Origin of the sequence: Achromobacter sp. MYb9, assembly GCF_002975275.1 — a bacterium.
GTDB lineage: Bacteria > Pseudomonadota > Gammaproteobacteria > Burkholderiales > Burkholderiaceae_B > Achromobacter.
This window is the reverse complement of record NZ_PCOQ01000007.1, coordinates 48,102-71,999: the sequence shown is the minus strand read 5'-3', so window position 1 is coordinate 71,999 and position 23,898 is coordinate 48,102. Positions and strand designations below refer to the sequence as shown.

Genomic DNA, 23,898 nt, shown 5'->3' with positions numbered 1-23,898 from the left:
CAAACACAACGGAGAGAGACATGGAAGCAAAATCCCCTGCGCCGTCCTGGCGCCTGGCCGAGGTATGGAGCGACACGGTCGACCTGCGCCAACTGGCGTGGGCCATCGGCATCGGCATCACGATCAGCGTGGCCGGCTTCTACGCGGCCAGCCGCTGGTTGCGCGGCATGGTCGCCTCGCCGGAACTGGCGCACGCCTACGCCATGCTGGCCGGGTTGGCCGGCTGCGTGATCGCGGGCGTCATCTGCGCGCGCCTGTTCCCGCCCAAACGCGAAGTCATTGAACACAGCTCCACGCATGATCCCGCCTGGCGCGCAGAGGTGCTGGCCGAACTGGCCGAGCAGCCCGGCGGCCTGGGCACGCTGGCCGACCTGCCCGAGTCGGTCGTGCGCGAACTGAAGGAACTGGACCTGTACGACCTGTTCACCGAACCGCCAGCCACCGCGTCCACCGCGGCGCAGGCGTCGTCCCCCCGCCCCCAAGGCGCATCCAAGGAGGCCTTGGCATGAGCGATCCCGCCCTGCTTGAACAAATCATGGTGGCCGCCGCGATGGGGCTGCTGGGCGCGGTGGTGTTCGCCGCGATCGGCCTGGTGTCGGGAACGGATGAAACCACGACGCTGGCCCCGCTGACGCTGCTGGTAGTGCTGCTGGGCGTGCCGCCCGCAGGCGTCTTCACCTTTTTCCTGGCCGGCGCGGTGGCCAAGCACATGACGCACGCGGTGCCCACGGCATTGCTGGGCATACCAGGCGACACGCTGGCCACGCCACTGCTGCAGGGCGCGAACATGCTGCGCAAGCTGGGCGTGCCGCACATCGCACTGCGCAAAATGGTGTCCGGCGCCATCGTCGCCGCCTTCGTCGCGGTGCCGCTGGCGGTGCTGTTCGCCGTGTTGCTGGCGCCGTTCGGCGCGGCCATCACCAAATCCGCGCCGTGGATCTTCCTGGCGGCAGCCGTGCTGATCGCCTATTTCTCGGCCGGGCGTTGGGCCGCCGTGGCGCTGCTGGTGCCTTTCGTGGTGGTCATCATCGCGTTGCAAAGCCTGACGGCCAAGTACGGCGTCAAGCTCAGCATCAGCTACTTCCTGGGCATTGCCATCGGGCCGCTGATCGCGGATCTGTTCACGGTCATCTCGCCCATGGGCCGCGCGCAGATGATGCGCGACAAAGTGCGCACGTTTTCGCTGGCGCCGGACGTCAAGAGCTGGTCGGGCTACTTCCCGAACCCGCTGAAGGTGATGGACCGCACGCAGACGCGATGGACACTGGCCACGGCGGCGATTTCCAGCGCGACCTTCGTGTTCAGCCCCGTCGCCATGACCGTGGTGCTGGGCGAACTGGTCGGTTCGCGCATCAAGCACGCCTACCATCGCCTGACGACGGTGCTGTCGGCGCGCAACGGCGTCACCGAAGCGACCTATATCGCTGAAGCGCTGATCCCGCTGATCGCGTTCGGCCTGCCGCTGAGCCCGGTGGCTGCGGGCCCCGCGGCGCCGCTGTTCAACGCACCGCCGCGCTTCACGGTGGATGCCGCCACGGGCCAGACGCACAACCTGCACAACCTGCTGAACCACTGGGAGTTCCTGGGCTACGGCATGCTGGCCGTGCTGCTGGCCGCGCTGGTGTCCTACCCCTTCGCGATGAACTTCGCGCGCCGCGCCGCGCTGTTCGTATCGCGCAAGGTCAGCCACGAAGCCATCATCGCCACCTTCGTGGGCCTGATCATCGTCATCAGCATCTGGGAAGGCCAATTCCTGGGCTTGCTGGTGATCCTGACGATGGGCCTGTTCGGCGGCTTGCTGTCCCGCCGCTTCGGCTTCAACACCGGCGTGCAGTTCATGGGCTACTACACCGCCGTGCTGTCGGTACCGGCCATCGTCAAGCTGATGGCGTAGGCGTCTGACCCTGGGGCCGGCCAATTCTGGCCGGCCGCTTCAAGAGGCGGTCTGGATATTGGCCTCGCGGATCAGGCGGGCCCACTTCTTCTGTTCCTGAAGAATGTACTGCTGCGCCGCCTCGGGCGTGCCACCCATCGCCGTGCTGCCTTCGGCGGTGAAAAGCGCCACCGTGGCCGGATCGGCCAGCACCTTTTCCACGACGCCGTTGACCGCCTGCACCACGTCCCGGGGCGTACCGGCGGGCGCGACCAGCGCCTTCCAGTCCAGCGCCTCGAACCCCTCGAAGCCAGACTCGGCCACCGTGGGCACATCGGGCAGGATAGGCAACCGCGTCCGCGCCGTGACAGCCAAGGGGCGCAACACTTTGCCCTTCAACATTTCCTGCGCGGCCTGCGGCGTGGCGAACATATAGTCGGTGCTCTCGCCAAGCAAATCGTTCAAGGCTGGCGCCGCGCCGCGATAGGGCACGTTCAGCACTTCGAACTTTGCCTGGTAGGCCAGCAGTTCACCCGCCAGATGGCCCACGGTGCCCGACCCCGCCAGCGCCTGCTTGATCGATCCGGGCGCGGCACGGGCGTCGCGAACCAGATCCGCCAAGGTGTTCCAGCGCGCGTTGGCCTTCACCACCAGCACCACCGGCAGCGACGCGATCAGCGCAACGGCGGAAAAGTCCTTTTCGGCGTCGAAGGGCATCTTCGGCATCAACGCCGGATTGATGGCCAGGTTGGCGGTTTGCCCCAGACCCAGCATGAAGCCATCAGGCTTGGTCTTGGCGACATAGTCCAGGCCGATGTTGCCGCCCGCGCCGGGACGGTTCTCGACCACGACGGACCAGCCGGCCGCGCCCGTGATCTTGGCCGCGATGGCGCGCGCCACGGAATCCGTGCCGCCGCCTGGCGTATACGGGACGATCAGGCGGATCGGACGGCCATTGGGATAGCCGGCGTCGGTCTGCGCCCGTAACGGCAATGCGGCCGCGCAGAGGGCTGCGCCCAGGAACGAGCGTCGAGATAGAGCGATCATGAGGGTTTGTCTCCTTGTGTAATGTGCCTTGCCTTCAAGGCCGCGATTTCGTCGTCGCGATAGCCAACGGCTCGCAAGAGCTCGTCGGTGTGTTCACCCACGGCCGGCGGCTGCAGGCGGATGGGGGGCTGGACGCCGTCCAGCGTCAGCGGGGCCAGCGGCACCCGGGTTTCGCGTCCGTCAGGCAGCGTGACCGGCGCAAGCCCGCCCGTTGCCTTCAGATGCGGATCGTCGAAAAGCTGTTCCGGCCGCGTGATCGGTGCGAACGGCAAGCCTTCCCGCTCAAACATGGCGGCCAGTTCAGACGCGCGGTAGCCAGCCAGGTGCGCACGCAACTGCGGCAATAGCCAATCGCGGGCCTGCACGCGGTCGTTGTTCGTCTTCAGGCGCGGATCGGCCAGCCAGTCCGCCAGGCCAAATGCACGGCAGAAAATGTCCCATTGCTTATCGCTGACGACGGCCAGAAACACTTGCTCGCCGTCTTTCACGGTGAAGACGTCGTACACGGCCCATGCGGAAATGCGGGTGGGCATCGGCGCCGGCGCGCGCCCGGTCATCGCGTGCTGCATCATGTGCTGGCCCACCAGGAAGACATTGTTCTCGAACAGCGACGCCTGCACCTCCATGCCGGCGCCAGTGTGTTCGCGCTGCGCCAGCGCCGCCATCGCGCCCAGCGCGCCGAACATGCCGCCCATGATGTCGTTGACACTGGCGCCCGCGCGCAGCGGATCGCCGGGACGGCCCGTCATGTAGGCCAGCCCGCCCATCATCTGCACGACTTCATCCAGCGCGGTCCGGTTTTCGTACGGACCCGGCAAAAAGCCCTTATGGCTGACATAGACAAGCCGGGGGTTGCGCGCCTTCAGCGCGGCATACCCCAGGCCCAGCTTCTCCATCACGCCGGACTTGAAGTTCTCGCTGACCACGTCGGCGGAATCGATCAGGCGCCGCGCAGCCTCAATGCCCTCGGGCTGCTTCAGATCCAGCACGATGCTCTTTTTGTTGCGGTTGAACATGGGAAAGAACCCCGCGCCGGACCCCAACAGGCGACGCGTGGAATCGCCGCCCACCGGTTCCACCTTGATGACTTCGGCGCCCAGATCCGCCAGCAGCATGCCGCACGTAGGCCCCATCACCATGTGGGTGAATTCGACGACGCGAATGCCTTCGTACGGAAGACGGGACGGGGGACGGCTGGACATGTCAGGCACCTTCATGGGGAAACGGGTCGGGAAGACGAAAAGCCTTTGGGCAGCCCGGCATCGGGCGTCATGCCGTACAGCGGCTCGCCGGGCAAGCCGGCGGCAAGCGGCGAGCGCGCCGCGATGATTTTTTCCAGCGAGATCCCGGTGCGCACGCCCATCGCCTCGAACATGAAGACCAGGTCTTCGGTGACGACGTTGCCCGATGCGCCCGGCGCGTAGGGGCATCCGCCCAATCCGCCCAGCGAACTGTCGAACGTGCGCACGCCCTCTTCCCAGGCGGCCAGGCAATTGGCCAGCCCCAGGCCCCGGGTGTTGTGCATATGGGCCGCGCCGGCGCGGGCCCCGATTTCGCTGCGCAAGCGACGGAACAGGCGGCGCACCTGCGCGGGGTTGGCGTAGCCCACGGTGTCGGACAGGCCCGATTCGTCCGCGCCCGCCTCGACGCACATCGCCGCCAGCCGGATTACGTCGTCTTCCGGCACAAGCCCCTGCAAGGTGCAGCCGAAGGCCGTTGAAATTCCAGCCTCGAGCGTGACGCCGGGTGCGATGCCGTCGCGCAGCGCCACGATGGCGCGAACCTCTTCCACCATGTCTTCCGGCGTCTTGCGCACATTGGCCAACGAATGGGCGCGGCTGGCGGACACCGGCAGCGTCAACTTGTGGACGCCTGCGCGCAATGCCGCCTCGGCCCCGCGCAGATTGGGCACCAGCGCCATCACGGTCACGCCCGGATGGCGGATCGCATGGGCCACGACCTGCGCCGCATCCGCCATCTGCGGCAGAAGCCGCGCGGGCACGAACGACGCCACTTCGATCTCGCGCACGCCCGCGGCGACCAGCGCATCGATCCACCGGCACTTGTCGGCGGTCGGCATGGTGGCCTTGACCGATTGCAGCCCGTCGCGCGGCCCGACTTCGCTGATCAAGACATCCGTTTCGGCCGTAATGTCGCTCGCCATCTTCCTGCCTCCGATTTAATTCTATCTAATAGAACAATGTTCTTTCTAATAGAATTAGAGACGAATGCAAAATCACTGTCAAGCGGGGACACGGCCCGAATTGCCCGCCGGGCTGTGCCTACAATGGCCCCAATCGTTCTAAAGGATGGAATATGCACATTGAAGTCCGCTGTCCGACCGGGGCGCGCCGTGCCCCGTAAAGCCGCCACTGAATCCGTCGCGGATGCCGATGCCGCTGAAGGCGGCGTGGCCGCCGTCGACCGGGCGATGAGCCTGATGGCTGTGTTCACCGCTGCCGACCGGACGCTATCGCTGGGCGATCTGGCGGAACGCACGCGGCTATACAAGAGCACCGTGCTGCGCCTGCTGGCGTCGCTGGAACACGCGCAGTGGATTCGCCGCCTGGACGACGGCCGCTATGCGCTGGGGCCCGAAGTGGCCCGCCTGCACAGCATCTATTCGGCGTCGTTCTCGCTGGAGCACGTGGTCATGCCCGTGCTGCGGGAACTGGTGGCCGCCACCGGCGAAAGCGCGGCTTACCATGTGCGCCAAGGCGATGCCCGGCTGTGCCTGTACCGCGTGGATTCCCCGCACCCGGTGCGCGACCACATCCGGGCCGGCGACCTGCTGCCACTGGAACGCGGTAGCGGCGGACGCGTGCTGACGGCCTATGACGACATCCTGGGGCACGCCCCCGGCCCGGACCAGGCGCTGTACGCGCGGATTCGCCAAGACGGCTATTTCGCCGCGCTAGGCGACCGCCTGAGTGAAGTCGCCGGCATCTCGGCGCCCGTCTTCCTGCTGTCCGGCGGCATCGCGGCGGCGGTCACGCTGACGGCGCCCGCGCACCGTTACAACCCGGATCACCTGGCGTCCGTGCTGCAAGCCGCCAATCGGCTGACGGGCAGCGTCGGCTAAGCGCGGCGGCGGGCGACCCCGCCCGCGCCATTGCCCCCCGGCTTGATCCCGCGCAAGGCGACCCGTCATCCCTTGCTCTAGCCTCTGTCCACTTGACCAGAGGAAAGACTCAACATGACGTGGTTCAAATCACTCAAACTCGCCGGACGCGAATTGCTGCCCATCGTTCAGGGCGGCATGGGCGTAGGCGTGTCCGCTCACCGCCTGGCTGGCGCGGTTGCCAGCCTGAACGCGGTAGGCACCATCGCCAGCATCGATTTGCGCCATCACCACCCCGATCTGCTTGAAACAACCGACAAATGCAATGACCGCGACGTCATCGACAGCGCCAACCTGGTCGCGCTGGACCGCGAAGTGCGTGCCGCGCTCGACGCGGCGCAAGGGCGCGGCCTGATCGCGGTCAACGTCATGAAGGCCGTACGCGGCCACCCCGCGCTGGTGCGCCAGGCCTGCGAAAGCGGCGCGCAAGCCATCGTGATGGGCGCCGGCCTGCCGATGGACCTGCCTGAAATGACGGCCGATTTCCCGAAGGTCGCGCTGGTGCCGATCCTGTCGGAAGCGCGCGGCGTGGCGGTCGTGCTGAAGAAATGGATGAAGAAAGGCAAGCTTGCCGACGCCGTGGTCATTGAACATCCGGGCCATGCGGGCGGGCACCTGGGCGCGGCGCGCCTGGACGACCTCCACCACGAACGCTTCGATTTCCAGCGCGTCCTGACCGAATGCCATGCGCTTTTCGACGAACTGCAACTGGGCCAGGATGCGCCGCGCCTGATTGTCGCGGGCGGCGTCGGCAGCCACGAACAGGTGCGCCACTGGCTTGCCAACGGCGCTGACGGCGTACAGGTGGGCACGGCATTCGCCGTCACCCATGAGGGCGACGCGCACGAGAACTTCAAACGGGTGCTGATGGATGCGGACCCTGCCGAACTTGCCGAATTCACCAGCGTCGCCGGTCTGCCGGCACGCGCGGTGGCAACGCCCTGGCTGACCCGCTATCTGCGCCAGGAAAAGACGCTGCAAGCCGGCACCCGCGCCGATCCCCGGCGTTGCAGCCAGCGCATGGATTGCCTTACGCAATGCGGCCTGCGCGACGGTCTGTCGCGCTTCGGCCAGTTCTGCATCGACCTGAAGCTGGCCGCCGCCCTGCGCGGCGAGGTCAGCCGCGGCCTGTTCTTCCGCGGCGCGTCAAAGCTGCCGTTCGGCGACGCCATGCGCTCGGTGCGCGAACTGATGGACTACCTGCTGCACGGCAAGATGCCCGCCGCCGCCTGACACCTTGGCGATGGGCCGGTGAACGTCAACGCGCTGCCGACAAGTCAAACTGGAACACCGCGCCACGCTCGGCGCGTTCCACCAGCCGGATCTCGCTTTGATGCAGCTGCAGGATGCGCTGCACGATCACCAGCCCCAACCCGCCGCCATCGCGCGGCCCGCGGCTCAACGCGGAAGCCCGGGTGAACAATCCCGCGCGAAGCTCGGGCGGAATCCCCTGCCCCGAATCGCTGACCTGCACCTGCACCCGGCTCTGCGTCGCCCCCAGCTGAAGTTCGATCCGGCCACCCGGCGGGCTGTGCCGGATCGCGTTGTCCAGCAAGTTCGTCAGGACGCGTTCGATCAGCCCCAGGTCGGCGCGCACCAACGGCAAGGCCTGCGGGATATCCGTCGTCAATTGTTGCTGGCGCGCCTCGGCGGCCAGTTCAAACTTCTGCAGCACGTCCTGCACCAATTCCGGCAGTGAAAACGTTTCAGGCTCCAGCCGCACCAAGCCGGATTCCAGCCGCGCCAGTTCGAACAGTTCCTGCGCCAGCCGGCCCACCTTGCGGCTTTGCGCCAGCGCGATGTCCAGATAGCGGCGGCGTTCGCTGGCGTCCAGCGTGTCGTCCTTCAGGCGCAACGTTTCCAGGTAGCCATGCAGGGACGTCAGCGGCGTGCGCAGATCGTGCGAGATATTGGCGACCAGGTCGCGCCGCTGCTGGTCTTGCCGGGTCAACTCGCGCCATTGATCCGAAATCCGGCGGCCCATCTGCACGAAGCTGCGCCGCAACACCGATATCTCGTCACCGCTTTTGTCCGAGGCGTCGCCCGGACGTTCCAGCGCGGCCAGCGCCTGGCCGTCGTCGCCGTCAAAGGCGCGCACCGCCCGGGTCAGGCCGCGCAGTGGCCGCGTGATCAAGGCAAAGGCGGTCAGGCCGGCCACCAGCCCCAGCAGTGCCACCAGCGCGATCGACCACAGCGTCGTGCGCAACACCGAACTGCGCGACACGGACATCGCCAATGCATCGTGCGCCTGGCCCTGCAGCACCACATACACATAGCCCTTGTCCTGCCCCGCCACCCGCACGGGCGCGGCGCTGAACACTTTCTGCGCGTCCAGACTGCGCGGGTCGTCGCCCGCGATAGGCAGCATCCCGCCGTCCAGCAGCCGCTTGACGGGCGCCAGATCCACGCGGTCCCGCTTGATCTGCCCCGCCGGCGCCGCATCGCCCACGATGCGACCGTCGTTCGACAGCAGGTAGACCTCGACTGCGGGGTTCACCGCCATCAGCATATCGAACAGCGAACGCACGGCGTCCGGCTTCCAGCCATTGGTGTCCATCAGTTCATTGGTGCCGGCGATATGCTGCGCCAGCCCGCTGGACAGACGCTGCACGACTTCCTGCTCGTAGCGCGAATTGGCGGCGATCTGCAACCAGGCCGATGCGCCACAACTGGCCAGCAGCAGCAACGCAAAAACACCGGACAGGCGTTGAGTCAGACTGAAACGTTTCATGATGCGCCTCCCGTGCCGCCCGGCGCCGCCGCGAACTTGTAGCCCCTGCCCCATACGGTCAGGATGCGCTGCGGGTTGGAAGAATCGGCTTCGATCTTGGTGCGCAGTCGGTTGATGTGCGTATTCACGGTGTGCTCGTAGCCTTCGTGCTGATATCCCCAGACATGGTTCAGCAGATCCATGCGCGAGAACACCTTGTCGGGGTGGCGCGCGAAGAAATGCAGCAGGTCGAACTCGCGCGGCGTCAGGTCCAGGCGGCGTTCGTCCACATCCACCGTGCGCGCGATCGGGTCGATGGACACCCCATGCACGGCCAGGCTACCGGCGTCGATGCGCGCATTGCGCTCCACCGCGTCGCTGCGGCGCAGCAGCGCCCGCACCCGCGCCACCAGTTCCAGCATGGAAAACGGCTTGGCCAGGTAGTCGTCCGCGCCCAATTCCAGGCCCAGGATGCGGTGCACTTCGCTGGACCGGGCGCTGGTGATGATGATGGGGGTGTAGCGGGCCATGGCGCGCGCCCGCTTGCAGATCTCAAGGCCGTCAATGCCGGGCAGCATCAAGTCCAGGACCAGCGCGTCCCAACTGCCCTCTTCCAGCCGCCGCATGCCTTCGTTGCCGTCCGCGGCATGTTCCACCGCATAGCCTTCGTCGCGCAGGTGCAAGCGCAGCAATTCGGCGATGTGGACGTCGTCTTCAACTATCAGCACGCGGCGAGGCGATTCCATGGGGGGCTCGGACCAATTCAGTAGTGCCATTGTCGCCAATCCGCAGGCAGGGAGTTATCACAAATATTTTAAGTTTGCGTGAGGACTCCGATATCGGCTCCGGGGAAGAATGGCTTCAACGACAGAACGCCCCGGAGACCCGCCATGATGGCAAGCCCCGCACGTCACGATACACCGGCCGCCCCCCGGCCGGGCGGCGCCATCCATCCCGGATGGCTGCGGACGATGCATTGGATTAATGCGCTGGCCGTGGTGATCATGGTGATGAGCGGATGGCGCGTCTATAACGCCGCGCCGTTCTTCGACTTCACCTTCCCCAACGGCATCACGCTGGGAGGCTGGCTGGGCGGCGCCCTGCAATGGCACTTTGCCGGCATGTGGCTGCTGTTCGCCAACGGCCTGCTCTATCTGGCGCTGAACGTGGCCACCGGCCGCCTGTGGCGCAAATTCTTCCCCGTCAGCCCTCGTGGCGTCGCCGCCGACCTTGGCGCCGCCCTGCGCGGCAAGCTCGCCCACGACGATCTGCGCCACTACAACCAGGTGCAAAAACTGGCGTACCTCTTCGTCATGGCCGACATCGTGGTGCTGGTGTTGTCCGGCCTGGTGCTGTGGAAGTCGGTGCAATTCGATCTGCTGCGTGAACTGCTGGGCGGTTACGAGTTCGCGCGGCGGGTTCATTTCTTCGCCATGGCGCTGCTGGTCGCATTCGTGGCGGTCCATCTGGTGATGGTGGCGCTGGTTCCGCGCAGCCTGCTCGCCATGATCCGCGGCAAATAAGGAGCCCTTCGTGAGCCAGAAAAGACGCTTATCGCTGCTGGGCCTGGATGGCCCCGCCATTCTGAAAGAGGCCAGGAACCTGTTGGCCAAACGGGTCGAACAGCCTTCCCGCCGCACGTTCCTGCGCAACAGCCTGACACTGGGCGGGTTGGCAATGTTATCGGGCTGCTCGCTATCCGACGACGAGAACGTGGAGAAGGCGCTGGCTTCCGTGTCCCGCTTCAACGACCACGTGCAAGGCTGGATTTTCGACCCGAACAAGCTGGCGCCGACCTACCCCGAATCGATGATCACGCGGCCGTTTCCGTTCAACGCCTATTACGGCATCGACGAGGTCCGTCATGTCGACGAAGCGTCGTTCCGGCTGGAAGTCACCGGCATGGTGGCCGACAAGCGCCAATGGCGCCTGGAAGAACTGCGCGCCATGGCCCAGGTAGACCAGGTCACGCGGCACATCTGCGTCGAAGGCTGGAGCGCCATCGGCAAATGGGGCGGCGTGCCGTTTTCCACGTTCTTGAAGCGCGTGGGCGCCGACCTGACCGCGAAATACGTGGGCTTCAAGTGCTCGGACGATTACTACACCAGCATCGATATGCCGACCGCGCTGCACCCGCAGACGATCCTGGCGCTGACCTATGACGGCAAGACCCTGCCGCCCGAATACGGCTTTCCCATGAAGCTGCGCATGCCCACCAAGCTTGGCTACAAGAACCCCAAGCACATCCGGGCGATTTTCGTCACCAACACCTACCCAGGCGGTTACTGGGAGGACCAGGGCTACAACTGGTTCGGCGGAAGCTAGGTGGAACGCTTGTCCATTCCCATGTTTTACCCCCTCCCATCAAAGGAACACATCATGAAGACACTCACGACCGCCGCTTTCTCCCTGTGCCTGGCCTTTGGCGCCGTGGCCGCCCATGCCGCCGACAATATGAGCAAGGACAATATGGCCAAGGACTCGATGTCGAAGGACAGCATGTCGAAAGACGGGATGGCCAAGGATGGCATGGCGAAAGACGGCATGGCCAAGGACGGGATGTCCAAAGGCGGCATGGCGAAAGACGGCATGGCGCACGACGGGATGAAGAAGGATGGCATGTCCAAGGATGGCATGTCGAAAGACGGCATGTCCAAGGGCGGCATGGCCAACGACAGCATGAAGAAATAATCCCCCTTGCGGCAGCCCGCCCCGCTTCGCCCGCCGGCAAGCGCGGGGGCTGCCCCTTACTCCTGCAAGGAGCCATCCCATGACATTGAATCGCAGACATTTCCTGAGCTTGGGCGGCGTTGCGGCACTGGCCGCCGGCCTGGCTCCCATGCTGGCCGCGCGCGGCGCGGCCCCCCCAGCCTCGTTTCCCTACACGCTGACCGACGCGCAATGGCGCGCCCGCCTGACGCCCGTGCAGTTCGACGTGCTGCGCCGCGAAGGCACCGAACGCCCATACACCAGCCCGCTGAACGACGAACACCGCAAAGGCACGTTCTCTTGCGCGGGCTGCGAACAGCGGCTGTTCTCGTCAAACACCAAATTCGACAGCGGTACCGGCTGGCCCAGCTTCTGGCAACCGCTGGACGCCGCCGTCGGCGAAACCCGCGACCGCAGCTTCGGCATGGTCCGCACCGCCGTCCACTGCGCCAACTGCGGCGGCCACCTGGGCCACGTCTTCGACGATGGCCCACGGCCGACCGGCTTGCGCTATTGCATGAACGGGGTAGCCATGACCTTCGCTCCCCAGGCCTGACCCCAGATTGCCCCTATCAGGACGCCACACCATGAACATCCCGTTCCGCAAACACTGCGCCGCCCTGGCCGCCGCCATCGGCCTGTTGGCCGCGGGCGCCGCTCAAGCCCGCGAATCCGCCTTCATCATTCCGCCCCCCGCCGTCGACCCGTCAAAGGACCCGGCCTTGCAGGAAAAGGCCGTCATTGCCGGCGGCTGCTTCTGGGGCGTGCAAGCCGTGTTCCAGCACGTGAAGGGCGTGACCAACGCCGTATCGGGTTATGCCGGCGGCAAAGCCGGCATGGCCAACTACGACGCCGTAAGCAGCGGACGAACCGGCCACGCCGAGGCCGTGGAAATCACCTACGACCCCAAGCAAATCAGCTACGGCCAACTGCTGCAAATCTACTTCTCGGTAGCGCATGATCCGACGCAACTGAACCGCCAGGGTCCGGATAGCGGCACGCAGTACCGCTCGACCGTTTTCCCGTCCGACGACAGCCAGCGCAAGGTCGCCGAAGCCTACATCGCGCAGCTGAACCAGACAGGCGTCTACCCCAAGACGCTAGCCACCACGGTCGAACCGTTGCAGGCCTTCTATCCGGCCGAGGGCTATCACCAGGACTATCTGGTGCGCCACCCGTACAGCATGTACATCATGGTGAACGACATCCCCAAGGTGGAGAACCTGGCGAAGACCTTCCCCGACCGATATCGCGAGAAGCCGGTACTGGTGAACTGAAGACAGGAAATAAAGTCGCTCGGGCGTCGAGGCCTATCAGCGTTGACGCGCCGGGCCCTTACAGCGCTACGATCCTGTCCCCAGGTCGGGACAGAGCGCCGTCTCGCACGGCGCACAGGCACTTTAGTATTGCTACCAATATGGTCGTTTACTTCTGCCATCCCGGCTGAAGCGCTGGACGCAGTGTTGCACTGACCGTCTGAATCCACAGCCGAAAGCGGTCTCACAACGGCGGCGCCAGGCCCTGCGACGGCTTCCTGTTCCACCCAGCATCAAGAGAGCAAGCCGTTCCGCCTGGCGTGAGCCACTTTGCCCAACTCGTCGGCAGAGGCGGGACGCCCAAAAAACCACCCCTGGCCGATGGCATGCGGCGCCCGTTCCCGGATGTAGTCGACCTGCCGTCGCGTTTCCAAGCCCTCCACGACCAGTTCGACGTTAAGCTGTTTTGCCATTTCGATCACTTGGTCCAGCACCGGGTTGGTGTTCGGTGCATCTCCGATTGACTGGATAAAAATCCGGTCCAGCTTGATTCCGCTGACGTCCCATTGCAGGACATTGCCCAAGTTGGAATAGCCCACGCCGAAGTCATCCAAAAAGACATTGAAACCTGCCACGCGAAAGCGGCTGATCAGCTCTGCCGGGGACGCGGACGAGAACTTTGCCGACTCCGTGACTTCGACCACGATCCGTTTAGGCGCGACGCCTCGTTCTTTGACGCAAGCAACGAGAAAATCAAGGAACGATTCATCTTCCAGGTCGGCCGGAAAGACGTTGACGCTAAGATAGAACGGTCTTGCGCCGGTCAGCCGATCCTTTACCCCGTCAATCGCGTTCCGAATGATGTATTGGGTGAAAGCTCGCCGAAGCCCCATCGATTCGACCCAAGGGATGAAGGTGTCCGGAGGAATAGGACCGACCTCGTCGTGCGTCCAACGGGCCAGCGCTTCGGCGCCGACCATTTCGCCGGTCTCGAGCGCGCAAAGCGGCTGATAGCGAACCTGTATTTTTTCTCGGCGTATCGCTTTGGCAAGACTTACCCGTAGGCCGTTTGCGCCTCGCCACGACAGGAACAGCGCCACGCCACACGCGACACCGACCAGCCCGCCCACCAGCCCGATAGCCAGGACCATGACGCGCGCGTCCACCAGCGCTGTGGAGGCCACGCAGATATCAGGCTGGCCGGGCGACAAACACGTCGATCCGCTTCGGACAATCAGGAACGCGCTGGTGATTTTCCCGAAAATGCTTGTGTCGGCCTCGGGAGACGGGGAAGCACCGAACTCCTGGATCACGCTGCCATCCCTTGAGTACGTGCGTCCCCACAAATGGCCGGTGTGGTCTTCTACATCAACGAACGCGTTGGGGCCATTAAAAACCGCCACGCGGTCGTTTGCGGCAACGTCCGCGATGAGCGCCGGATGGACCGGGTTCGCGAGTTTCCTCCATACGAAGATGTCCTGGTGCATCGGCGTTCGCTCGGCAGGCAAGACATAGGGCTCGCCCCATTCTCCCCACACCGCCGAACACTGTATTGCCCCATCCGAAATCCGTGCAATATCCCCCACGTACTTCGACTGAAAGACTTTCTCTCTCATCAGAGCCAGGTCCTCGGCCGAGCATGCCACGGCTGGGGCGCTCAGCTCGTCGATGATGGCGGCCTGCTCGTTCGCGATGGCAAGCGAACGCTGGAGCAGATGAACATTATGGTGATCAATGGCGTCGTCCAGGAGTGAAGCCTTGAGCGAATAAGCGATAGCTCCAAAAAACGTCGCAAGCGCCAAGGTCGGCACAAGAATCAAAAGCGCCCCGAACCGGCTTGAGAGATGTCCTGTTGTCATGATCCTCCCTGATCATCAGCCAGATTCTACGATCAGAATTAGCGATGACGAGCGGTCCAATAGCCCCCCTTTTTGGGCGCATTTTGACCAAAGACCATGCTGCAAGGCAGCAACTCACAACACGACGAGTACCTTGCCCACGACGGATGCCGACTCAAGCGCGACGTGCGCATCGGCGATCTTCTCCAGCGGCACCCTCATCCCGATATGGGGGGCATAGTTGCCACTGGCCAGGCAGGCATTGATGTCCCGGATCGCCTCGATTTTCGCCGCCACGGGCACCGAATAGATAAACACGAAGCGCAACACGCATCCATGCACCATCGCGCTTAACAGCGGCACCGTGAGCGCATCGGCGGCATGCGTCATCGCGTAGGAACTGATGACACCCCCTGGCGCCAGGCATGCAATGTCGATATCCAGGTTCGCCTTCACGTTAACGTCGACGATGCGGTCCACGCCCGTGTTTCCCGTGCGTGCGTTGACGGCGGCGGCAACGTCGTCATTCAAACGGTCCAGCACCAGATCCGCGCCCGCCGCGCGCGCGACGGCGGCCTGCTCTTCATTCATGACGGTGGCCGCCACCCACGCGCCCGCCCACTTTGCCAAGAGGATGGCGGCGGTACCGACCACGCCCGCTCCACCCTGCACCAGTACATTCCTGCCCCGGATGTCGCCATCGGCGAAGAGACAGCGATGGGCCGTCAAGGCCGGGATGCCGAGTGATGCCCCGACCTCGAAGGACACGTTGTCAGGCAGTGGCACGGCTTGCGTCGACGGCACCACGACATAGTCAGCCGCGGTTCCCGTCGGCCTGCCGTACTGCGCCTCATAGATCCATACCCGCTGGCCCACCCGACCCGCCTCTTTCGAATCGCCCACCGCATCGATGACGCCCGCGCCGTCCTGGTGCGGGATGACTCGCGGGAACGGCATCGCGGCAGAGAACCCCGTGCGGGCCTTGAGGTCCGTCGGGTTCAGCCCCGACGCGTGCACCCGCACCCGGACTTCCCCGGGACCGGGTTGGGGATCGGGAACTTCAGCGACGCAAAGCACCTCATGCGCGGGGCCCTGGCGTTCGTAAAAAGCGGCTTTCATGGATTTTTCTCCGACATGGAAGGCAAGCTTCCGTAAGACGGCATTATCAAAATCCAGTGTCTTTTTTACAAGTAGGCACACTCTTTATACCTAAGGATAAAAACTATACTATTGAGCCTCAATCCGAACGGAGGCAGCGTCATGGCGGCTGGAAAGCTCGATCAATACCGATGCGCGGTGGAAATCACCGTACACATCGCGGGCGGCAAATGGAAGCCGTTGATCATTCACTACCTGCTTGGCGGAACCAAGCGTTTCGGCGAACTGAAAAAGCTGATCGGCAGCGTCACGCAGCGCTCGTTGACGTTGCAGCTGCGCGAACTTGAGGCCAGCGGCATTGTCAGCCGTGAAGTCTTTGCCGAAGTGCCTCCACGGGTGGAATACACGCTGACGACGCTGGGCACCACGCTGGCTCCGACACTGGAAGCGATGAAGTCCTGGGGCGAACACTACCTGGAGAGCAAGACCCGCAAACGGAAGGGCTGACCACCGCAAGCCGCGCCCCTACTGCGTAAATCCGGGGCACAATCACGCCGGTGCCAACTTTCCGGAATCATCATGTAAGCCATCATTGCCGCCTTGACCTGTGCCGTGTTCATCGTGCTGTCGCTGTGGCATATCTATTGGGCACTGGGGGGCCGGGTGGCCTACCTGATTGCCTTGCCGGTTAAAGACGGCAAGCGCTTTTCAGCATGCAGAGCGCGTCCGCTACTTCCGCCAGCACCGGGGCCCACGCTTGCGGGGCGGGTTGGCGGAACAGCCGCATGGACGGATACCACGGGGAGTCCGCACGGTCGCGAAGCCAGCGCCAGTCGGGTTCAAACGGCAACATGACCCAGACCGGACAGCCCAGCGCGCCCGCAAGATGCGCGGGCGATGAGTCCACGGACACCAGCACGTCCAGCAATGTGAGGATGGCGGCGGTGTCGTCGAAATCGCGGATGTCATCGCAAAGCGACACCATCGCCATGCCCTGGGGCGGCATGGCGGCCTGAGCCGCCGCATTGCCCTTTTGCAGCGCGATGAAGGTCACGCCGTCTTGCGCCAGCGGCGCCAGGTCGGCCAGCGCCAGCGATCGTTGCGCATCGTTCGGATGGCTTGGCCGCCCCGCCCATGCCAGCCCGACCCATGGACGCGGCAACGTCGCCAGGCGTTTGCGCCACTGTTCGACCCGCTCCGGGTCCGCGCGCAGATAGGCGGTGCGGACCGGCAGGTCGGTCACGCGCAAACCCAGCGCAAGCGGCAAACTCATCAATTCACAATGGAAATCGAAAGCGGGCGGTATCGTGCCGGCACGAATCACCTTGTCGGCCCCCTCTCCGCGTTCGGCCAACGCATGGATATTCGGATTGACTTCCAGGACCACGCGCGCACCGCTGCGTTCACGCGCCCATGCCAGCAACTGCAAAAACTGGAACGTGTCGCCGTAGCCCTGTTCGTCGTGAATCAGCAGCGTCTGGCCTTCGATGGGCTGCCCCGCCCATCGCGGCTTTTGCATATGCCGTTCGCGCATCGCGGTATGCGCCATCCGGTAGCGGAAGCGGTACTCGCGCCAACCCGCTTCGAAGTCGCCTTGCAACAGCAACACCTCGGCCAAATTGAACCGCGCGCCGGCATCGCCCGGCACGGCGCGCACGATGCGTTCCAGCATCGACCGCGCCTCGTCCACCCTGCCCTGCGAACGCAGGGCCTGAACGGCTTTCCGCCAATGCGCGACGGCCTCCGGATCTGCCGGTACGCCTTCGGCCTTCATCGCGTCGCAAGCAAGCTCGATGCGCGCCAGGATCTGAGGGCCCTGCGGTATCAGCGGGTCGATGTCGATGGCGCGGCGGATGGCCGCCAGGGCCTCGTCATGGCGACCGTCGTCGCTCAGGGCCACCGACTGGTTGCAGAGCGCTCGCGCGTAGTCGGGATTCAATGCCAGCGCGCGGCCGTAATGTGCAAGCGCCTGCGCGTTATCGCCCAGGCGCTTGCACGTATTGCCCAGATTGTTGTGAACCTCGGGACTGTCGGGCAATAGCGCGGCGACGCGTTGCAGGCATTCAAGGCTGGCGGGCAGTTGCCCGGATTCCTGCAAGATGATGCCCAGATTGTTCCAGCCCTCGACCGACTGAGGCTCCAGCGCCACCGCGCGCCGCGCCGCGGTTTCTGCTTCGTCCAGCAGCCCCTTCTGGCGACACATCTCGGCCAGATTGCTATGACAGACGCTCGGCGCAAGCGGTGAGCGGCAGGCGGCCCGCATGTGCTCGATACCCACGTCCAACTGCCCATAGGCGTGCGCCATCACACCCAGCAACTGACGCGCGCCGGGATGATCCGGCGCCACGTCCAGCACCCGCAGGCAAAGTTGTTCGGCATGTGCCGCCTGGCCTGCGTCCCAATGCGCGCACGCCTGGCTTAACGCGGTTGAGATGGTCAGCGTTGGGACGGCTGGCGGGTTGTTCTTGCCCATGCGATCAAGATCCACGACGGGGAGGCGGCGGTCAACGAGCAGGCATTATCCCTCATGCCGCCAAAGACTCCACGCAATGGCCAGGCAGCCTTCGTCGCCGGGGATATGTCTTTTCAAAAGCCGGAATTTGGCCTTTTTTCGGCCGATTACCTTCCGCGAAGATCGATTATTTATTGACCCGAATTCACGCCCACCGGAGCACCCTGCTTTGAACCACATATACCGCCTGGTATGGAACCGTCGCTTGCGCGTCTGGCAAGCCGCGTCGGAACTGGCATCGCAATCGCGCGGCGGACCGTCGCCGGCGGGAGGCTGCGTCACGGGGCGCCGGCCCCGCTATGTGGCACAGCTGACCCTAACGATCGGCCTATCCGCCCTGAGCGCCGCGGTTCAGGCGGCCTGCACGGAATTGGGCACGGACGTGACCTGCACAGAAGCGGCCGATCCGGCATCGCCCAGCTTCTCCAGCGGCGCGAACGACCTCACGGTGCACGTCGCGCGGGACGCATCGTTGGGGGTCTTGCTGAACAGCGGCAGCGCGGCGATGGCGTTGACGGGCAACAACGTGGCATTGACCAACGAAGGCAGGATCGACTCCAATCTGCTCGGCAGCCCCATCTTGCCTTCGGCGGGGCTGACCGTCGGCAATGCCGCCGCCAACACCCACCGCATCGTCAACACGGTCAACGGAACCATCTCCGGCACCGCGGGGGGCTACACCACCCTCCCCAACTTGAATGGCATGGCGATAGCCGTTCAGAACGGCAGCGGCGGAGTGAGCCATCTTAGCAACGCAGGCATGATAAGCAGCCGCACGATCTCAAGCGTGCAGATCAATAGCGCGGACCTGCCCGTCGTGGCGGCCTTTGGCGGCGGCAACATCGAATTCGTCAATTCGGGCACGATCCTGGGCCGCGTTGCGCTCGAGGCGCCCGCCGATCCCGACAAGGGAAACAGCTTTGCCAATTCAGGGTTCGTCGTTGGCAGCGTATCGCTGGGCCAGGGCCGAGATAACACGTTTACCGCTGTCACCGGTTCCCTCGTCGTGCGCGGAGGCGGCTCCGCCAATGCTGACCTTACCGTTACCGGCATGCCGGGCCTGCGTTTTGCGCCCCCCGGCACGATCGATGGCGGGACAGGCGGCAACAACACGCTGGTTCTGCAGAATGTGCTGCCGGCAGATTCGGGCAGTGGCACCAGCGGCAACGGCAGCGCGTCCGGCGACACCTACATCAACTTCCAGAATTTGCGGATCAACAGCGGCACATGGAGTCTGAGTGGCGCACCGCTCACGACGGGCGGCGGCATTGAGCTCAACGGCGGTTCGGCGCAGCTGGCAAATGGCGAGGTGCTGGGAACGGGCGCCATCACCGCTCGGGGCGGCAGCGTCTCTGCCGCCGCCGACGATTTGACGGTCGCCAACCCCATCACGCTCGTGAACCTCGGGGCCGGCAATCACAGCCTCCTGGCGACCGGCACCCACCCCTTCACCTTGTCGGGCGTCCTGTCGGGGATGGGCGGCCTGACCGTCGCAAGCGGCAGCACGCTTATCCTGCGCGGTATCAACACGTATGCCGGCGGCACCACCGTCAACGCCGGAGCCACCCTTCAGGGTGATACCGCCAGCCTCCAAGGCAACATCGCCAACAGTGGCACGTTGTCTTTCACGCAGGACACCACGGGCACCTATGCCGGCGTACTTTCCGGCACCGGAACGCTAAGCAAATCCGGCACAGGCACGCTGATGCTGGCCGGCGCGAATACCCATACCGGTGAAACCCGCGTCACCGCGGGCACGCTTGCAATCAGCACGGGGGGCAGCCTGGCAGCGTCGACGGCCAACCTGTCGTCTGGCACGACGCTGGATCTGAGCGCCGCAGGAAACCAGTCCCTGCAAGCGCTGCTGGGCGCGGGCAACGTATTGCTGGGTGCCAATACGTTGACGCTTGACGGCAACACCAGCAGCACATTCCAAGGCATCATTTCGGGTACCGGCGCGCTGGTCAAGGCAGGCACCGGAAGCCAGACGCTGACGGGACCGAACCCGTTCGCGGGCGGTCTGACGGTCAACGGCGGCACGCTGGCGTTGGGGCCGGGGGGCAGCCTCATCGCAAGCTCCACGATCACCGTCAACACCGGCGGCACCTTGGACCTGTCCGGCGGCAGCGACCATTCGTTGCAAACGCTGAACGGCACCGGTGGAAAAGTGGATCTTGGCGCCACGACGCTGACCTTGCAGACGGGCGCCTACGCCGGAGAGATCGCGGGCACCGGCGGCCTGCAAAAGTACGGGGCCGGCACGCTGGCGCTCAACGGCGTCAACAGCTATACCGGCAACACCCAGGTAATGGGAGGCTTGCTGCAGATCGGTGCGGACGCCTCGCACGCCACGGCGCGCGTCAATGGCAATATCACCGTGGCCAACCACGCCACGCTGGGCGGCTTCGGCCAGGTTAACGGTGACGTCACCGTGACGGCTGGCGGCCGTCTCGCCCCGGGTAATCCGGGCGGCGTGTTCACCGTCAATGGCGACCTGAGCCTGGGCGCCTCAAGCCTGGTCGAGTTTAGCCTGGGCGCATCCGGCGCCAGCCACAGCGTGACGGTCAATGGCGACCTGCGCCTGAATGGCAGCCAGTTGACCGTGCAGGATGCTGGCGGCTTCGGCATCGGACTGTATCGGCTGTTCGACTATACCGGCTTGCTGTCCACGTCCGGCGCCGGCCTCGTGGGGCCTGCGGATCTGTCCATTCAGTACCTTGCCGGATCCATCAACCTTCTAAACACCGCAGGCACGGACCTCAATTTCTGGAACGCCAACGGATTGGCCAGCCCCACTCAGATGGGCGGCGGTTCGGGCGTGTGGTCGGCAACCGGCGCCAGCTGGACGAACGCCGCGGGCGCCGTGACCGGCCCCCGCCAGCCTGCCGACGCGTTTGCGATTTTCGGCGGCGCGGCGGGCATCGTGACGGTCGATGCAACGCCAGGGACGGTGTCCGCGAAAGGCATACAGTTCGCCAGCGACGGCTATCGCTTGAACGGCGACGCGCTGACACTGGGCGGCGTTTCGTCCGCCGCGTTTGGCGAAGTGCGTGTCGGCGATGGCAGCGCGGCCGCCGCGTCATGGACGGCCACCATCGACAACGTGCTGACCGGCAACGGTATCAATAAGACAGGCCTGGGCACGCTGGTGCTAAACGGGGCCAACGCCTACACGCTTGCCACGCGCCTGACCCTGGGCACGCTTTCGGTGTCCAGCGACAGCAACCTTGGCGCCTCGACGGCCGGGCTGGACTTCCAGGGCGGCACGCTACGCGTGACCGGCACGGGATTCCAGAGCACCGGCCGGGCCATCACGCTGGGCGCCGCAGGCGGTGGTCTGGACATTGCCGACGCCGGCAACACCTTCACGGTTGCGCAGGCGCTTGCAGGCGACGGCGGTTTGGCCAAGCTGGGGGCTGGCACCCTCGTGCTGACCGGCAACAACACCTATCTCGGCGGCACCTCGGTCCGGGCCGGCACGCTGCAAGTCGGCGATGGCGCCAGCTCGGGCAGCATCACCGGCAACGCCGACGTGTCCGCCGGGGCGGCGCTTGCCTTCCAGCGCGGCGACCGCGTGGTATTCGCGGGCAACCTGAGCGGCGCCGGTCAATTACGCCAGGCCGGCATGGGCACGCTGGTGCTGACGGGCCAGAACACACACACCGGCGTGACGACGATTGAAACCGGCACGCTGCAGGTGGGCGACGGCGGCACAACCGGTTCGATCGTCGGCGATATCGTCAACCAGGGCAGTCTGGTCTTCAACCGCTTGGACGACTTCACCTACGCTGGCGCGCTTTCCGGCGCAGGCGCGACCGCCAAGCAAGGCGCCGGCGCCCTGCTCATGACGGGCGACAGCAGCGCATATACCGGCACCACGCAGTTGACCGCCGGCACCCTGCAGGTCGACGGCCAGCTGGGCGGCAAGGTCCAGGCCGCTGCGGGCACCACACTGGCGGGCACCGGCACCCTGGACAGCGTGACCATCGGATCCGGCGCCACGCTGTCGCCGGGCAATGCCGCCCAACCGCTTGGCCAGATGCGGCTGCGGGGTGACCTGGCATTCCAGCCGGGCTCCACCTATCGCGTCGCGTCAACCGCCAGCGGCCAGAATAGCGGCGTGCACGTGGCAGGCACGGCCACGCTGTCGGGTTCAGTCGTGCAAATGGCCCAAAACGGCAACTATGCCCCCTCCACGACCTACGCGATCCTGACCGCCGAGAATGGCGTGCTGGGACGTTTTGACGCAGTGTCCAGCAACCTGGCTTTCCTGACGCCGACGCTGTCGTACGACAGCCACCGCGTCGATCTGACGGTGAGCCTGAAGCAGGTGCCCGACGACGGCGGCACGCGCCCGATCCAGTTCGCCGACGCCGCCACCACCGGCAACCAACGCGCGGTCGCCGGGGGGCTGCAAAGCCTGCCCACGAACAGCGCGCTCTACCAGCATGTACTGAACCTGCCTGACGGCGCGCCGCCTGCGGCCTACAACGCCCTGTCCGGCGAGTCGCACGCCAGCGCGATTTCGGCGCTGCAAGGATTGACCAGCACCTTCAGCCAGGCGCCCATCACGCGCCTGCGCGCCAATCTCAATGCGGGCTGGATGCCCGGCGCGCCGACCGCCCAGCTTGGCCTGGGCGACGCGGCAGCGCTACCGCAGGCAGCCGCCCAGCCGTTGTGGACACAGGTATCGGGCAACTGGACCACGCTGGGTGGCGACGGCAATACGGCCAGAACGACTCTCTCCGACGCCGGCATCACCATCGGCGGCGACCACGCTGTGGGCGCTGGCTGGCGCCTGGGAGGTGCGTTAGGCTACAACGACGGCCGCAGCCGGACCACCGACCGCGCTTCCCGTACCGAAGCCGACAGCTACAGCATCGCGGTCTACGGTGGCAAGGCATTCGACGCGGGCGCGGGCAAGATCAACGTGAGCCTGGGAGCGGCCTACACCTGGAGCGACCTGGACACGCAGCGCAACACCGCCGCCGCCGGGCTCGACCAGACGCTGAAGGCCAGTTACAGCGCCAGCACCAGTCAGTTCTTCACCGAACTGGGCTACGCCGCAGCGGTAAACGACCATCTCACCCTGGAACCCTTTGCCGCGGCGAACTATAGCGATATGCGCACGCGTGGCTTCTCGGAATCGGGCGGCGACGCGGCACTGCGCGGACAAAGCAGCCGCAACGACGTCACCACCACGACCCTTGGACTGCATGCGCTGACCCGCTTCGATAGCGCGGGCGCGCGCGGCTACGCGCGCGGCACGTTGGGGTGGCGCCATGCCTTCGGCGACGTGAATCCGGCTAGCGCGCTGAGCTTCGTCCAGGGCGGCGATTCGTTCACGGTGACTGGCGCGCCCGTCGCGCGGGATGCGGCCGCGGTCGAACTCGCCGTGGGAATCGAGGTCAGCAAACGCACCACGGTCGGGGTCGCGTACGGCGGACAATTTGGCGACGGCAACCGCCAGAACACCGGCACGCTCGACGTGCGCTACCGGTTCTGATCGGGCAGGTTGGACCGGAATGGTCGGAGGCGGCCTTGTGCCGCAGCCGGCCGCCGGCACGCCTGCTATTGGTCCACTGACCGCATGTCGCAGGTTGTCTCCGCCGATGCGCAGAGGCCCCGAAACCACGCCCGCCCCCGCGCGCGATCCTTGGGAGCAAGCGGCTCCCACTTGGCGCTGTTGCGCATTTCGTAATCCAGCAACCGCTCGCTGCCCGCGTCCGGACGG

The 23,898-nt window shown here is 65.3% G+C and carries 19 protein-coding genes; 11 read left to right on the top strand and 8 right to left on the bottom strand.

Features of this window, described 5'->3' with window-relative positions:
• Window positions 1-20 precede the first annotated feature (20 nt).
• A complete protein-coding gene (locus tag CQ050_RS12700) occupies window positions 21-509 on the top strand; it encodes a hypothetical protein (protein ID WP_105557189.1) in 489 nt (162 codons plus the stop codon).
• Window positions 506-1,894 (top strand): tripartite tricarboxylate transporter permease, encoded by a 1,389-nt coding sequence (locus CQ050_RS12695; protein WP_105557188.1) that lies wholly within the window; start codon window positions 506-508, stop codon window positions 1,892-1,894. Before CQ050_RS12700 ends, CQ050_RS12695 begins: the two co-directional genes overlap by 4 nt.
• A gap of 39 nt (window positions 1,895-1,933) precedes the next feature.
• Here CQ050_RS12695 and CQ050_RS12690 read toward each other — a convergent pair whose 3' ends face one another.
• The 3 genes from CQ050_RS12690 to CQ050_RS12680 are packed head-to-tail and all read right to left on the bottom strand — an operon-like array spanning window position 1,934 to window position 5,084.
• Entirely contained in the window at window positions 1,934-2,920 is a 987-nt protein-coding gene (locus CQ050_RS12690) for a tripartite tricarboxylate transporter substrate binding protein (RefSeq protein WP_105557187.1), read from the bottom strand.
• Window positions 2,917-4,122: a CaiB/BaiF CoA-transferase family protein gene (locus CQ050_RS12685; RefSeq protein ID WP_105557341.1), complete on the bottom strand. Its 1,206-nt coding sequence runs from the start codon at window positions 4,120-4,122 to the stop codon at window positions 2,917-2,919. Before CQ050_RS12685 ends, CQ050_RS12690 begins: the two co-directional genes overlap by 4 nt.
• 11 nt (window positions 4,123-4,133) lie before the next feature.
• Window positions 4,134-5,084 carry a hydroxymethylglutaryl-CoA lyase gene (locus CQ050_RS12680; RefSeq protein WP_105557186.1) on the bottom strand — a complete coding sequence of 317 codons (951 nt, stop codon included), beginning with the start codon at window positions 5,082-5,084 and terminating at the stop codon, window positions 4,134-4,136.
• A 189-nt stretch (window positions 5,085-5,273) separates the two neighbouring features.
• Between CQ050_RS12680 and CQ050_RS12675 the strand changes: the two genes are divergently transcribed.
• Together CQ050_RS12675 and CQ050_RS12670 are read left to right on the top strand one after the other, a co-directional pair.
• Window positions 5,274-6,002 (top strand): IclR family transcriptional regulator, encoded by a 729-nt coding sequence (locus CQ050_RS12675; protein WP_105557340.1) that lies wholly within the window; start codon window positions 5,274-5,276, stop codon window positions 6,000-6,002.
• 114 nt (window positions 6,003-6,116) lie between these two features.
• Entirely contained in the window at window positions 6,117-7,274 is a 1,158-nt protein-coding gene (locus CQ050_RS12670) for a nitronate monooxygenase family protein (RefSeq protein WP_105557185.1), read from the top strand.
• 25 nt (window positions 7,275-7,299) lie between these two features.
• Here CQ050_RS12670 and CQ050_RS12665 read toward each other — a convergent pair whose 3' ends face one another.
• The gene (locus CQ050_RS12665) at window positions 7,300-8,772 is read right to left on the bottom strand and encodes a HAMP domain-containing sensor histidine kinase (protein WP_105557184.1); all 1,473 of its coding nucleotides are present in this window, start codon (window positions 8,770-8,772) and stop codon (window positions 7,300-7,302) included.
• A complete protein-coding gene (locus CQ050_RS12660) occupies window positions 8,769-9,497 on the bottom strand; it encodes a response regulator transcription factor (protein WP_105557183.1) in 729 nt (242 codons plus the stop codon). The genes CQ050_RS12665 and CQ050_RS12660 overlap by 4 nt, the downstream gene beginning before the upstream one ends.
• 144 nt (window positions 9,498-9,641) lie before the next feature.
• Here CQ050_RS12660 and CQ050_RS12655 point away from each other — a divergent pair, with 144 nt between their 5' ends.
• The 5 genes from CQ050_RS12655 to msrA all read left to right on the top strand — a co-directional run bounded on the left by CQ050_RS12655 (window position 9,642) and on the right by msrA (window position 12,737).
• Window positions 9,642-10,274: a cytochrome b/b6 domain-containing protein gene (locus CQ050_RS12655; protein ID WP_105557182.1), complete on the top strand. Its 633-nt coding sequence runs from the start codon at window positions 9,642-9,644 to the stop codon at window positions 10,272-10,274.
• Window positions 10,275-10,284: 10 nt separating this feature from the next.
• The gene (locus tag CQ050_RS12650) at window positions 10,285-11,076 is read left to right on the top strand and encodes a molybdopterin-dependent oxidoreductase (protein WP_105557181.1); all 792 of its coding nucleotides are present in this window, start codon (window positions 10,285-10,287) and stop codon (window positions 11,074-11,076) included.
• A 54-nt stretch (window positions 11,077-11,130) separates the two neighbouring features.
• The gene (locus CQ050_RS12645; RefSeq protein WP_105557180.1) at window positions 11,131-11,442 is read left to right on the top strand and encodes a pentapeptide MXKDX repeat protein; all 312 of its coding nucleotides are present in this window, start codon (window positions 11,131-11,133) and stop codon (window positions 11,440-11,442) included.
• 79 nt (window positions 11,443-11,521) lie between these two features.
• Complete coding sequence (gene msrB / locus CQ050_RS12640; RefSeq protein ID WP_105557179.1) at window positions 11,522-12,016, top strand: peptide-methionine (R)-S-oxide reductase MsrB; 495 nt, start codon at window positions 11,522-11,524, stop codon at window positions 12,014-12,016.
• A 31-nt stretch (window positions 12,017-12,047) separates the two neighbouring features.
• Window positions 12,048-12,737 (top strand): peptide-methionine (S)-S-oxide reductase MsrA, encoded by a 690-nt coding sequence (gene msrA, locus CQ050_RS12635; RefSeq protein WP_105557178.1) that lies wholly within the window; start codon window positions 12,048-12,050, stop codon window positions 12,735-12,737.
• A 272-nt stretch (window positions 12,738-13,009) separates the two neighbouring features.
• Here msrA and CQ050_RS12630 read toward each other — a convergent pair whose 3' ends face one another.
• Together CQ050_RS12630 and CQ050_RS12625 are read right to left on the bottom strand one after the other, a co-directional pair.
• Window positions 13,010-14,575 carry an EAL domain-containing protein gene (locus CQ050_RS12630; RefSeq protein WP_105557177.1) on the bottom strand — a complete coding sequence of 522 codons (1,566 nt, stop codon included), beginning with the start codon at window positions 14,573-14,575 and terminating at the stop codon, window positions 13,010-13,012.
• A 114-nt stretch (window positions 14,576-14,689) separates the two neighbouring features.
• On the bottom strand, window positions 14,690-15,673 hold the full coding sequence (locus tag CQ050_RS12625; protein ID WP_105557176.1) for an NADPH:quinone reductase: 984 nt from the start codon (window positions 15,671-15,673) through the stop codon (window positions 14,690-14,692).
• A 141-nt stretch (window positions 15,674-15,814) separates the two neighbouring features.
• Between CQ050_RS12625 and CQ050_RS12620 the strand changes: the two genes are divergently transcribed.
• Complete coding sequence (locus CQ050_RS12620) at window positions 15,815-16,159, top strand: helix-turn-helix domain-containing protein (RefSeq protein WP_105557175.1); 345 nt, start codon at window positions 15,815-15,817, stop codon at window positions 16,157-16,159.
• A 181-nt stretch (window positions 16,160-16,340) separates the two neighbouring features.
• On the opposite strand, the gene CQ050_RS12615 is transcribed toward CQ050_RS12620, so the two are convergent.
• The gene (locus CQ050_RS12615) at window positions 16,341-18,125 is read right to left on the bottom strand and encodes a tetratricopeptide repeat protein (protein ID WP_105557339.1); all 1,785 of its coding nucleotides are present in this window, start codon (window positions 18,123-18,125) and stop codon (window positions 16,341-16,343) included.
• Window positions 18,126-18,333: 208 nt separating this feature from the next.
• Between CQ050_RS12615 and CQ050_RS12610 the strand changes: the two genes are divergently transcribed.
• Window positions 18,334-23,670 carry an autotransporter domain-containing protein gene (locus CQ050_RS12610; protein WP_158266048.1) on the top strand — a complete coding sequence of 1,779 codons (5,337 nt, stop codon included), beginning with the start codon at window positions 18,334-18,336 and terminating at the stop codon, window positions 23,668-23,670.
• Window positions 23,671-23,898: the final 228 nt, after the last annotated feature.

Coding starts and splice junctions, on each gene's coding strand:
- CQ050_RS12660 (WP_105557183.1), bottom strand. CDS start 9,497: ATGGAATCGCCTCGCCGCGTGCTGATAGTTGAAGACGACGTCCACATC.
- msrA (WP_105557178.1), top strand. CDS start 12,048: ATGAACATCCCGTTCCGCAAACACTGCGCCGCCCTGGCCGCCGCCATC.
- CQ050_RS12665 (WP_105557184.1), bottom strand. CDS start 8,772: ATGAAACGTTTCAGTCTGACTCAACGCCTGTCCGGTGTTTTTGCGTTG.
- CQ050_RS12615 (WP_105557339.1), bottom strand. CDS start 18,125: ATGGGCAAGAACAACCCGCCAGCCGTCCCAACGCTGACCATCTCAACC.
- CQ050_RS12680 (WP_105557186.1), bottom strand. CDS start 5,084: ATGGCGAGCGACATTACGGCCGAAACGGATGTCTTGATCAGCGAAGTC.
- CQ050_RS12700 (WP_105557189.1), top strand. CDS start 21: ATGGAAGCAAAATCCCCTGCGCCGTCCTGGCGCCTGGCCGAGGTATGG.
- CQ050_RS12645 (WP_105557180.1), top strand. CDS start 11,131: ATGAAGACACTCACGACCGCCGCTTTCTCCCTGTGCCTGGCCTTTGGC.
- CQ050_RS12630 (WP_105557177.1), bottom strand. CDS start 14,575: ATGACAACAGGACATCTCTCAAGCCGGTTCGGGGCGCTTTTGATTCTT.
- CQ050_RS12695 (WP_105557188.1), top strand. CDS start 506: ATGAGCGATCCCGCCCTGCTTGAACAAATCATGGTGGCCGCCGCGATG.
- CQ050_RS12655 (WP_105557182.1), top strand. CDS start 9,642: ATGATGGCAAGCCCCGCACGTCACGATACACCGGCCGCCCCCCGGCCG.
- CQ050_RS12625 (WP_105557176.1), bottom strand. CDS start 15,673: ATGAAAGCCGCTTTTTACGAACGCCAGGGCCCCGCGCATGAGGTGCTT.
- CQ050_RS12685 (WP_105557341.1), bottom strand. CDS start 4,122: ATGTCCAGCCGTCCCCCGTCCCGTCTTCCGTACGAAGGCATTCGCGTC.
- CQ050_RS12620 (WP_105557175.1), top strand. CDS start 15,815: ATGGCGGCTGGAAAGCTCGATCAATACCGATGCGCGGTGGAAATCACC.
- CQ050_RS12670 (WP_105557185.1), top strand. CDS start 6,117: ATGACGTGGTTCAAATCACTCAAACTCGCCGGACGCGAATTGCTGCCC.
- CQ050_RS12690 (WP_105557187.1), bottom strand. CDS start 2,920: ATGATCGCTCTATCTCGACGCTCGTTCCTGGGCGCAGCCCTCTGCGCG.
- msrB (WP_105557179.1), top strand. CDS start 11,522: ATGACATTGAATCGCAGACATTTCCTGAGCTTGGGCGGCGTTGCGGCA.